Origin of the sequence: Actinomadura fibrosa (assembly GCF_900659615.1) — a bacterium.
Classification (GTDB): Bacteria; Actinomycetota; Actinomycetes; order Streptosporangiales; family Streptosporangiaceae; genus Spirillospora; species Spirillospora fibrosa.
On the sequence record NZ_CAACUY010000305.1, the window covers coordinates 1 to 9,351 of the forward strand.

9 protein-coding genes are annotated in these 9,351 nt (G+C 72.6%); 5 read left to right on the forward strand and 4 right to left on the reverse strand.

Annotated features, from left to right (window positions below):
* Positions 1–188 (forward strand): DAK2 domain-containing protein (locus E1300_RS43915; protein ID WP_131763207.1); only part of this gene is annotated, 188 nt, incomplete at its 5' end.
* 200 nt (positions 189–388) lie between these two features.
* Here E1300_RS43915 and E1300_RS43920 read toward each other — a convergent pair.
* Entirely contained in the window at positions 389–823 is a 435-nt protein-coding gene (locus E1300_RS43920; protein WP_131763208.1) for a MarR family winged helix-turn-helix transcriptional regulator, read from the reverse strand.
* 62 nt (positions 824–885) lie between these two features.
* Between E1300_RS43920 and E1300_RS43925 the strand changes: the two genes are divergently transcribed.
* Both E1300_RS43925 and E1300_RS43930 read left to right on the forward strand, forming a co-directional pair.
* Positions 886–1,797, forward strand: a complete 912-nt coding sequence (locus tag E1300_RS43925) for an LLM class flavin-dependent oxidoreductase (RefSeq protein ID WP_207400308.1) — start codon at positions 886–888, stop codon at positions 1,795–1,797.
* A 136-nt stretch (positions 1,798–1,933) separates the two neighbouring features.
* Complete coding sequence (locus tag E1300_RS43930) at positions 1,934–3,310, forward strand: NsdA family TPR-like regulatory protein (protein ID WP_131763209.1); 1,377 nt, start codon at positions 1,934–1,936, stop codon at positions 3,308–3,310.
* 3 nt (positions 3,311–3,313) lie between these two features.
* Here the strand turns inward: E1300_RS43930 and E1300_RS43935 are convergent, their stop codons facing one another.
* On the reverse strand, positions 3,314–4,306 hold the full coding sequence (locus tag E1300_RS43935) for an LLM class flavin-dependent oxidoreductase (protein WP_131763210.1): 993 nt from the start codon (positions 4,304–4,306) through the stop codon (positions 3,314–3,316).
* 87 nt (positions 4,307–4,393) lie between these two features.
* Between E1300_RS43935 and E1300_RS43940 the strand changes: the two genes are divergently transcribed.
* Positions 4,394–4,966, forward strand: coding sequence for a TetR/AcrR family transcriptional regulator (locus tag E1300_RS43940; protein WP_131763211.1), 573 nt, complete (start codon positions 4,394–4,396; stop codon positions 4,964–4,966).
* On the opposite strand, the gene E1300_RS43945 is transcribed toward E1300_RS43940, so the two are convergent.
* Both E1300_RS43945 and E1300_RS43950 read right to left on the reverse strand, forming a co-directional pair.
* Positions 4,963–5,622, reverse strand: coding sequence for a response regulator (locus E1300_RS43945; RefSeq protein WP_131763212.1), 660 nt, complete (start codon positions 5,620–5,622; stop codon positions 4,963–4,965). The genes E1300_RS43940 and E1300_RS43945 overlap by 4 nt on opposite strands.
* A complete protein-coding gene (locus E1300_RS43950; RefSeq protein WP_131763213.1) occupies positions 5,612–6,439 on the reverse strand; it encodes a sensor histidine kinase in 828 nt (275 codons plus the stop codon). Before E1300_RS43950 ends, E1300_RS43945 begins: the two co-directional genes overlap by 11 nt.
* A gap of 180 nt (positions 6,440–6,619) precedes the next feature.
* Between E1300_RS43950 and E1300_RS43955 the strand changes: the two genes are divergently transcribed.
* Positions 6,620–9,241 (forward strand): valine--tRNA ligase, encoded by a 2,622-nt coding sequence (locus tag E1300_RS43955; protein WP_131763214.1) that lies wholly within the window; start codon positions 6,620–6,622, stop codon positions 9,239–9,241.
* The last annotated feature ends 110 nt before the right edge of the window (positions 9,242–9,351 follow it).

Here is a 9,351-nt window from a genome sequence, read left to right on the forward strand (position 1 = left end):
CCGCGGACGGCGCCGCCGCGACCGCCGGACTGCGCGCCCGGATGGGCCGCGCGAGCTACATCGGCGACCGGGTCAAGGGCGAGCGCGACCCCGGCGCCGTCGGCGTCGCGCTGTTCTTCTGGGCCGTCGCGACCGTCGCCGACCCGTCCGCCGACGTGCCCGCCCCGATCGGCTCCGCCACCCCCTGACCGCACGGCGACCGGGCGGCGAGCAGCCGGAGCGGCCCACCGACCGGCGGTTCCCAAGACCAGGGACCGGCGCGTCGAGCCCGTCTCCGCGGCCGAGACGGGCGACTTGCGGGACTCGCTCGCCGGACGGGGGACGACCGGCCTTCATCGGCGTTGACCGAACGCCTGCGGAGGCCGGTCGGCGGCGCGGCCGTGGGCCGCTAGCCGGAGATGGCGAGCGTGCGGAGGGCGCGGAGAAGGGTCTCGGCCTCGTCGGAGGGAAGGGGCGCCAGGAAGCGGCGCTCGGCGTCCACGCGGACGTCCTCGGCCTTGCGCAGCACCTCCTGCCCGTGCGCGGTGAGCTGGACGATGTTCTTCCGGCGGTCCTCTGGGCTGCGACGGCGCTCCGCCAGGCCCTTGGCTTCCAGGACGTCCACCATGGCGACCATCGTGGTGCGGTCGATGCCGAGGCGTTTCGCGGCCTCCTGCTGCGACAGCGGCACGTCCGCCGCCAGGACGGCCAGCACCGCGAGCTCCCTCCCATCGATGCCGAGAGGCGCCAGAGCCTGGGCCGACGCCTCCGCAAAGCGCAGGTGGGCGTGCTTGAGCAGGTAGCCGAGGCGAGCCGGAAGGAGACCGGGATCCGCATCGCTCATGGGCTCAGGATATGGCAGGCCAGTGATAATCAGCTTAACTGATAATCAGCTACACTGACGATATGAGCGAACCCGCCGTCACGTTCGGCATGAAGACCACCCCCATGCGCGTCCCCTATGCCGAGATCCTCCGCGTCTGGGAGGAGGCCGACGACGTCCCCGAGATCGCGGACGCCTGGCTCTGGGACCATCTGATGCCCATCGTCGGCCCCAAGGACGGCGACGTCCTGGAGGGCTGGACCCTCCTCAGCGCCCTCGCCGCGCGAACCCGCCGACTGCGGCTCGGCCTGCTGGTGACGAGCAACCGCCTACGGCACCCCGCCGTGCTCGGGAAGATGGCCACGACCGTGGACGTCATCTCGGACGGGCGGCTCGTCATGGGCCTCGGCGTCGGCGGCACCCACCAGCCGCCCGGGGCAGGCGGCATCGCGGGCGACAACCCCGCTGTGGCCGAGTACGCCGGTTACGGCCTGGACCTGGTCCCGCCCGGCGAGGGCATCGCCCACCTCGCGGAGACCATCGCGATCCTGCGAGGCATGTGGACGCAGGACGTGTTCGACTTCGAGGGGGAGTTCACGTCCCTCTCTAGGAACCGGAACGAGCCGAAGCCCGTCCAGCGTCCAGGACCGCCGATCCTGATCGGAGGCTGGGGGACCCGCCTGCTCCGCCTGGTCGCCGAAGAAGCGGACATCTGGAACGTCCCGGGGCCGCCCCACAACACCGTCGACCGCATCGCCGAACGGAGCCGCGTCCTGGACGAGCACTGCGCCGCGATCGGCCGCGACCCGCGCACGATCACGCGTTCGGTGCAGTACATCGTCTCCTACGACGACCCGGCCGGGGACCGTGCCGTCATCGCCGACCTGCTCGCGACCGGCTTCACGCACATCGTCCTGAGCCTGCGCAGCCCCTACCCGCACAACGCGCCCCGCTGGCTCGTCAACGAGATCATCACCCCCCTCCAAAACCCCTGACGCGTTGCCAGAGGAGCGCGACAAGTAGCGGTTCGGTCACAGTCGGCGAATTCGCCCTGGTGATCGCGCACCCAGAAGGAGACTGAGGGAGGGAGGCCGCCTGCCTCCTCACGACCTCGGCGGGAGGCGCATCGACATGTCCACCGCGAAGAAGGCGACCGGCGCGCGGCTGCGGGCGGTGCGCGAGGAGCCGCGCGACGAGTTCGGCCGAGTGCGCTGGTCCCGCGAGAAGTGGGCCATCCGGATGCGTGCGGCGGCCGGTCCCGCCGCCTCCGGCCTCCCCGCAGTGTCCAGCCTCACCGACATGATCAAGCAGTGGGAGCGCGGCGACCACGTCCCGGGCCTCGTCTACCGGACGCTCTACCTGCGCCTCTCGGGCAAAACGGAAAAGGAGCTCTTCGAGTGCGATGCTGAAGGGGAGAATCCGCGACGAGGACGTGAGGAGGCGGATTCGACGGAGCGCCGTGATGCCTTGAAACTCGGGCTGGCCGCTGCGGCACCCGAGGTGGTGCAACGCGTGCTGCGTGACACCGCCGCCGAGGCCATGGAGTTCACGCGCCGCACCGGCGTCACCGGTCTGGGCGCCGGGACGTTCACGCATCTGGACGCTGTCCTCACCGAATTGGATGGGAGCTATGGCGAACGTCCGCCCGCAGAAGTGTTCAGCACGGCACGCCTTTACCGGAAGCGCGTCGCGGAACTGATCGATGGGCCTCGGACGCTCAAGCAGGCGCGGGAGCTGTTCGTGTACGCGGCCTGGCTGTCCGAAGCGCTGGCCTGGCTCGCTCATGACCTGGGTGATCCGCTCGCCGCCGAGGCGTGGGCCATCGACGCCTACGAGCACGCCGACCAGGCCGGACACGACGAGCTCTGCGCCTGGGCCGCCAATGCCAGGGCTTCGATCACCTTCTACGACGACCATCCAGAACTTGCGCTGGACGCCGCGCGGCAGGGCATCGCCAAGGCGCCTCCGGGGCATCCGCTGGCGGTCCGGCTGCGTGCTCAGGCCGCGCGTGCGTATGGCTGCCTCGGGTGGCGGCAGGAGTGCGAGAGCATGCTGCGTGAGGCGGGCAGATTGCATGAGCGGCAACCGGCACATGCACCCCTGCGGCTCACCGTCGAAACCAGCGCCATGGCTTCGTTCGCGTTGACGTCGTATCCGTGCTCGGCCTACCTCGCGCTCGGTGACCCTGACAAGGGCGACTTCGCCAGAGCCAAGACCTACGCTTTGGCCACCCTCAGCGCGCAGCAGGCTCTCCCTGAAGCTCGGCGGACGTCGACCCGCGAGGCGATCGCACGCATCGACCTCGGGCTCGCACTGACCCGGCTGGGCGAGCCCGAGGAGGCGGCCGCACTCGGATGCCAGGCACTCCGCTCGCCTCACCCAGTGCACTCCGTGCGCTCACGAGCCGGAGATCTCGCCCGCGCGTTCGTGGACGATCATGCGGGACTTCCTGAGGTGCGGGAGTTTCGGGAGATGTACCGGTGTGTGCGGGGTCGAGTGCCTGCTTGATGGCTAGTGGCTGGCGGCTTCGGCGAAGGCTTCTAGTTCGCCCGGGATGTCGGGGCCTGCGGGGACGTAGACGGCCTCGGTCACTCCGGCGGCGCCGGCCTCGTCGAGGCGGGCGGCGATGGCGGCGGGGTCGCCGGTCCAGCCGGGGCGCAGGAGGGCGGGTCCGGCGGCGGTCGCGACGGCGCGGTCGCGGTCGGTCAGGCGGGAGAGGTGGCCCTGGTGGACGGCGAGGTGCCGTTCCCGCTCGGGCCGTTCGGCTTCGAGCGCGGTGCGCCAGGACGTGCCACCGGGCAGGGCGTCGACTGCGGCGCCCGCGTTCTGCCACACCGCGTGGACGATGCTCGCGTAGCCCGGGCCGGCGGCTTCGAGGACGCGAGGGCTGGTGTGGTCCTCGCCGGGACGGAGGACGGTGCCGAAGCGGAGCAGCGCGCATTCCGTCCCGACGTCCTCGGTCGGAAGGCTGGTCCGGACGATGCCGGGCGCGTCGAGGTCGCGGGCCGCCGCCAGGCCCTTGGGGCCGTCGGCGGCCACCCAGAGCGGCACGTTGATCGGACGCGGGGGCGCGAAGCCGGGGAGGTGCATCATCTGGCAGGGGCGCCCGTCGATCTCGACGATGTCGCCGTCCAGCAGGGCCCGCACCTGCCGGACGTAGCGGGCGGTGTCGTCCCAGGGGACGGGCTTCTGGCCAAGGGCGTGCCGGGCGGTGTAGCCGGTCCCGAAGGCGGAGATGAGCCGGTCGGGTGCGAGTTCGCAGGTGGTGGCGATGGCCGACGCGGTCACCATCGGGTGGCGCAAGTTCGGGACGGCGACGCCGGTGGCGAGGCCGATCCGGTCGGTGGCGATGGCGATCCGGGCCAGTGCCGCCCAGACGTCGCCGTGCAGCGCCGGTGAGTCGAACAGCCAGACCCGCCGGTAGCCGAGTCGTTCGGCGAGCTGGGCCTTGTCGACGACGTCGGCGGTCGGTGGGAGCGCGCACGAGTAGCTCGGACGGGTCATGGTCGCCCTTTCCGCGGTGTTAGGACAAGCGTCCCACACATTAGGACGCACGTCCTGGAAGTGCAACGGTGCCGGTAGGGTGCCGCCATGGGAGCGTCACCAGACGAGTGGTCGCCGAACCAGCGGGCCAAGCGGGAGCAGATCGTCGCGGCGGCCGGGGAGGTCCTCGCGCGGGAGGGGCTGGCGGCGTGCACGGCGCGGGCGGTGGCCGACGCGGGGCCGCTGACCAAGAGCGCGATCCACTACTACTTCGCCGACATGGACGAGATCATCGACGCGGCGATGGCGCGCCATCTGGACGGGTGCCTCGATCGCGTCGCCCGGGCGGCGGGGCGCCACGAGCGTCCGCTCGACCGGTTCTGGGCCGCCGTCCGCGCCTACCTGGAGATCTTCGCGGAGCGGCCGAACGCGGCGTTCCTGTGGTTCAGCTACTGGGTGGACGTGGGGCAGAAGGGCCGCGTGGAGCCGATCGACCGGATGCACCAGAGCATGATCGGCGCCTTCCGGGAGCTGCTGGCCGCCGTCCCGGTCGAAGATCCGTCCACGCGGGCCCGCGCCCTGTTCTCGTACCTGCTGGGCACGCTGATGCAGCAGGCCGTCCGTCCGCTGCCGTTCGAGGAGCTGGAGCCGGAGATCGCGGCCGTGTGCCGCCTCCCCTAGCGGGGGGTGGACTCGCCCAGGCCGGCCTCGCGGGCGAGGACGATCGCCTGGGCGCGGTCGGCGACGTGCAGTTTCATGAAGATGTTCGAGACGTGGTTGCGGACGGTCTTCTGGCTGAGGAAGAGCGTCGCGGCGATCTCGGCGTTGCTGCGGCCCTGGGCGATCAGTTCGAGGACCTCCCGCTCGCGCTCGGTGAGCTGCGGGAACGCGGCCTGGCGCGGGTCGGGCATGTCGGTGAAGTAGGTGAGGACGCGGCGGGCGATCTCGGGGCCGTAGATGGCCTCGCCGGCGGCGACCGCCTTGACCGCGCGGGCGATCTCCTCGGCGCCGGACTCCTTCAGCAGGTAGCCGCGGGCGCCCGCGCGCATCGCGGCGAAGACGGAGTCGTCGTCGCGGAACATCGTCAGGACGAGGACGCCGATGCGGGGGCTGGTGCGGGTGATCGTCCGGGTGGCCTCGATGCCGTTGCCGCCGGGCATGTGCAGGTCCATCACGACGACGTCGGGTTGCAGCTCGGCGGCCAGCCGCACCGCGTCGGGGCCGCACTCGGCCTCGCCGACGACGTCCACGCCGAGCGCCTGGAGCAGGCCCTTCAGGCCCTGCCGGAACACGGGGTGGTCGTCGGTGATCAGTACCCGGATCGGGTCAGCGCCCATTGCCCTGCCTCCGCTCTGCCGCCCGCCCGTTCCTGTCCGCCGGTGGCCGATGGTACCGCTGGACGGCCTCGGCGGCGGCCAGCGGCAGCCGGGCCGTGACGACGGTGCCGCCGCCGGTCCGCGAGGTGATCGCGCAGCCGCCGCCGACCTCGGCCGCCCACTCGCGCATCGCGGCGAGCCCGCGGCGCGGCTTCGGGGGGCCGCCGTTGCGGGAGGCGTCCGGCAGGCCGGGCCCGGTGTCGGCGACCAGCACGTGGAGTTCGGTGTCGCGGCTCAGCAGGACGAGCGCGGTGCTGTCCGGGGCGTGCAGCCGGACGTTGGTCAGCGCCTCCTGGACGATCCGGTACGCGGCGACCTCGACGGCGGCGGGCAGGTCGGCGGCCTCGCCGTCGAAGCGGACGTCGACGCGCTCGCAGCAGCCCTCGGCGAACGACTCGATGGCGGCGACGAGGCCGAGGTCGTCCAGCGCGGGCGGGCGCAGGCCGTGCGCGAGCTCCCGGATCTCGCCGACGGCGACGGCGAGGCGGTCCCGGACGTCGGCGAGGAGGGGGTCCATGCGCTCGGGTTCGCAGGCCAGGGTGATGCGGGCCGCGTCCAGCGACATGGCGAGGCTGGCGAGGGTCGGGCCGAGCTCGTCGTGCAGGCCGTGCCGCAGCCGGCGCCGCTCCTCCTCGCGGCTGGCGAGGATCCGCTCCCGGGAGCGCTGGAGCTCGCCGGTGAGGCGCAGCAGGTGGGGGATGGACGCGGCGTGCGCCGCCATGGCCCCCGCGGCGAACGCGCCGGCAAGCACGGCGGTGCGCGCCAGTACCGCTCGCATCCCGTCCCACTCCTCTCGCCCCCGCGTCGCGGGCGTTCCGGCGCCCAGCTTTGCGGGGGTGGCGACCCGGTGTCAGGTGACCTGTGTCCCGACCGGGGCGGGAAAACGCTCTCTCGTCGTGGTCGCGCTCCCACGGGACCGGGGCGTTCCACCGCCGCGGCCCCCGTAGAATCGTCAGCCGTGACACAGCCCAGCACTGAGCGCGGCCAAGGGGCCGCCGCGGACGTCGATCTGCCCACCCAGTACCGCCCGGCCGAGGTCGAGGGCCGGCTCTACGAGCGCTGGGTATCGGCGGGGCTGTTCACCGCCGATCCCGGCCGGAGACCGGACGCGCCCGCGTACTCGATCGTCATCCCGCCGCCGAACGTGACCGGGTCCCTGCACATGGGCCACGCGCTGGACCACTCGATCCAGGACTCGCTGGTCCGGCGGCGCCGGATGCAGGGGTACGAGGCGCTGTGGGTGCCGGGCATGGACCACGCGGGCATCGCCACGCAAAACGTCGTGGAGCGGGAGCTGGCCAAGGAGGGCCTGTCCCGGCACGATCTCGGCCGGGAGGCGTTCGTCGACCGGGTCTGGAAGTGGAAGGCCGAGTCCGGCGGCCGGATCCTCGGGCAGATGCGCCGTCTCGGCGACAGCGTCGACTGGGCGCGCGAGGCGTTCACGATGGACGACGCGCGCGCCCGCGCCGTCCGGACGATCTTCAAGCGGCTGTTCGACGACGGGCTGATCTACCGGGCCGAGCGGATCATCAACTGGTGCCCGCGCTGCCTGACGGCCCTGTCCGACATCGAGGTCGAGCACGCCGACCGGGACGGCGAGCTGGTCTCGATCCGGTACGGGTCCGGCGACGACGAGATCGTCGTGGCGACGACGCGGGCCGAGACGATGCTCGGCGACACCGCCGTGGCCGTCCACCCGGACGACGGGCGGTACGCGCACCTGGTCGGCCGCGAGATCGAGCTGCCGCTGACCGGCCGCCGCATCCCCGTCGTCGCCGACGAGCACGTCGATCCCGCGTTCGGGACGGGCGCCGTCAAGGTCACGCCCGCGCACGACCCCAACGACTTCGAGATCGGCCGCCGGCACGACCTGCCGAGCCTGTCGGTCATGGACGAGCGGGGCGTGGTCACCGCGCCCGGCCCGTTCGAGGGCCTGGACCGGTTCGAGGCGCGGCCCGCGGTCGTGGCGGCGCTGCGCGAGCAGGGCCGGATCGTCAAGGAGATCCGCCCCTACGAGCACTCGGTGGGCCACTGCCAGCGCTGCTCCACCGTCGTGGAGCCGCGGGTGTCGCTCCAGTGGTTCGTGAAGGTCGAGCCGCTCGCGCGGGCGGCGGGCGACGCGGTCCGCGACGGCCGCGTCGCGATCCACCCGCCGGAGATGGCGTCCCGCTACTTCGAGTGGGTCGACAACATGCACGACTGGTGCATCAGCCGGCAGCTCTGGTGGGGGCACCGCATCCCGGTCTGGTACGGGCCGGATGGGGAGGTCGTGTGCCCCGGCCCGGACGAGGAGCCGCCCGCCGGCTGGACGCAGGACACCGACGTCCTCGACACCTGGTTCTCCTCGGCGCTGTGGCCGTTCTCCACGCTCGGCTGGCCCGACGACACCCCGGACCTGAAGCGCTTCTACCCGACGTCGGTGCTGGTCACCGGGTACGACATCCTTTTCTTCTGGGTGGCCCGGATGATGATGTTCGGGCTCTACGCGATGGACGGCGTCGAGCCGTTCAAGGTCATCGCCCTGCACGGGATGGTCCGCGACCAGCACGGCAAGAAGATGTCCAAGTCGTTCGGCAACGTCGTCGACCCGCTCGACTGGATCGACCGGTACGGCGCCGACGCGACCCGGTTCACGCTGCTGCGCGGCGCGAACCCGGGCGGGGACGTCCCGGTGGCGGAGGAGTGGGCGCAGGGCTCCCGCAACTTCTGCAACAAGCTGTGGAACGCGACGCGGTTCGCGCTGATCAACGGCGCGCACGTCCGGGGCGAGGTGCCCGAGGAGCTGTCCACGGTGGACGCGTGGGTGCTGTCGCGCCTGCACGCGGTCATCGCCGAGGTCGACGCGCAGCTAGAGTCCTACGACTTCGCGAAGGCGTGCGAGACGCTCTACCACTTCGCGTGGGACGAGGTCTGCGACTGGTACGTGGAGCTGGCCAAGGTGCAGCTCGCCGACGAGCGGGCGGAGGCGACGCGCCGGGTCCTGGGCGAGGTCCTCGACAACCTGCTGCGGCTCCTCCACCCGGTCATCCCGTTCGTCACCGAGGAGCTGTGGACGTCCCTGACCGGGGCCGAGACGATCGTCACCGCGCCCTGGCCCGCCGCCGACAAGGGTCGCGCGGACGAGGGCGCCGAGGACGTCGTGGCGTCGTTGCAGCGGCTCGTCACCGAGGTCCGGCGGTTCGGCTCCGACCAGGGCCTGAAGCCCGGCCAGCGGGTCGCGGCCGAGCTGGAGTGGGGGACGTCGCCGCTCGCCGCGCACGAGGACGGCATCCGCGCCCTGCTGCGGCTGACCGCTCCCGGCGAGGGCTTCGCGGCCACGGCGTCCCTGCCCGTCGAGGGCGTGACGGTGCGGCTCGACACCGCCGGGGTCATCGACGTCGCCGCCGAGCGCAAGCGGCTGGAGAAGGACCTCGCCGCCGCCCGCAAGGAGGTCGACCAGGCCCGGCGCAAGCTCGGGAACGAGGCGTTCATGGCCAAGGCGCCCGAGGCCGTCATCGCCAAGAACCGCGCCCGGCTGAGCCAGGCCGAGGCCGACATCGAACGGCTCGAAGCGCAGCTCAAGGCCCTGCCGGCGGGCTGATCGCCGGCGCCCCCGGGTCCTGCGGGCTCCGGGGGCGCCCGGCTCCGCCCCCGGGTCCTGCGGGCTCCGGGGGCGCCCGGCTCCGCCCCCGGGTCCTGCGGGCTCCGGGG

What these genes read in the sequence shown, in the direction of transcription:
- E1300_RS43920 (WP_131763208.1), bottom strand. Translation starts at nt 823, where the DNA reads ATGAGCGATGCGGATCCCGGTCTCCTTCCGGCTCGCCTCGGCTACCTG.
- E1300_RS43925 (WP_207400308.1), top strand. Translation starts at nt 886, where the DNA reads ATGAGCGAACCCGCCGTCACGTTCGGCATGAAGACCACCCCCATGCGC.
- E1300_RS43930 (WP_131763209.1), top strand. Translation starts at nt 1,934, where the DNA reads ATGTCCACCGCGAAGAAGGCGACCGGCGCGCGGCTGCGGGCGGTGCGC.
- E1300_RS43935 (WP_131763210.1), bottom strand. Translation starts at nt 4,306, where the DNA reads ATGACCCGTCCGAGCTACTCGTGCGCGCTCCCACCGACCGCCGACGTC.
- E1300_RS43940 (WP_131763211.1), top strand. Translation starts at nt 4,394, where the DNA reads ATGGGAGCGTCACCAGACGAGTGGTCGCCGAACCAGCGGGCCAAGCGG.
- E1300_RS43945 (WP_131763212.1), bottom strand. Translation starts at nt 5,622, where the DNA reads ATGGGCGCTGACCCGATCCGGGTACTGATCACCGACGACCACCCCGTG.
- E1300_RS43950 (WP_131763213.1), bottom strand. Translation starts at nt 6,439, where the DNA reads ATGCGAGCGGTACTGGCGCGCACCGCCGTGCTTGCCGGCGCGTTCGCC.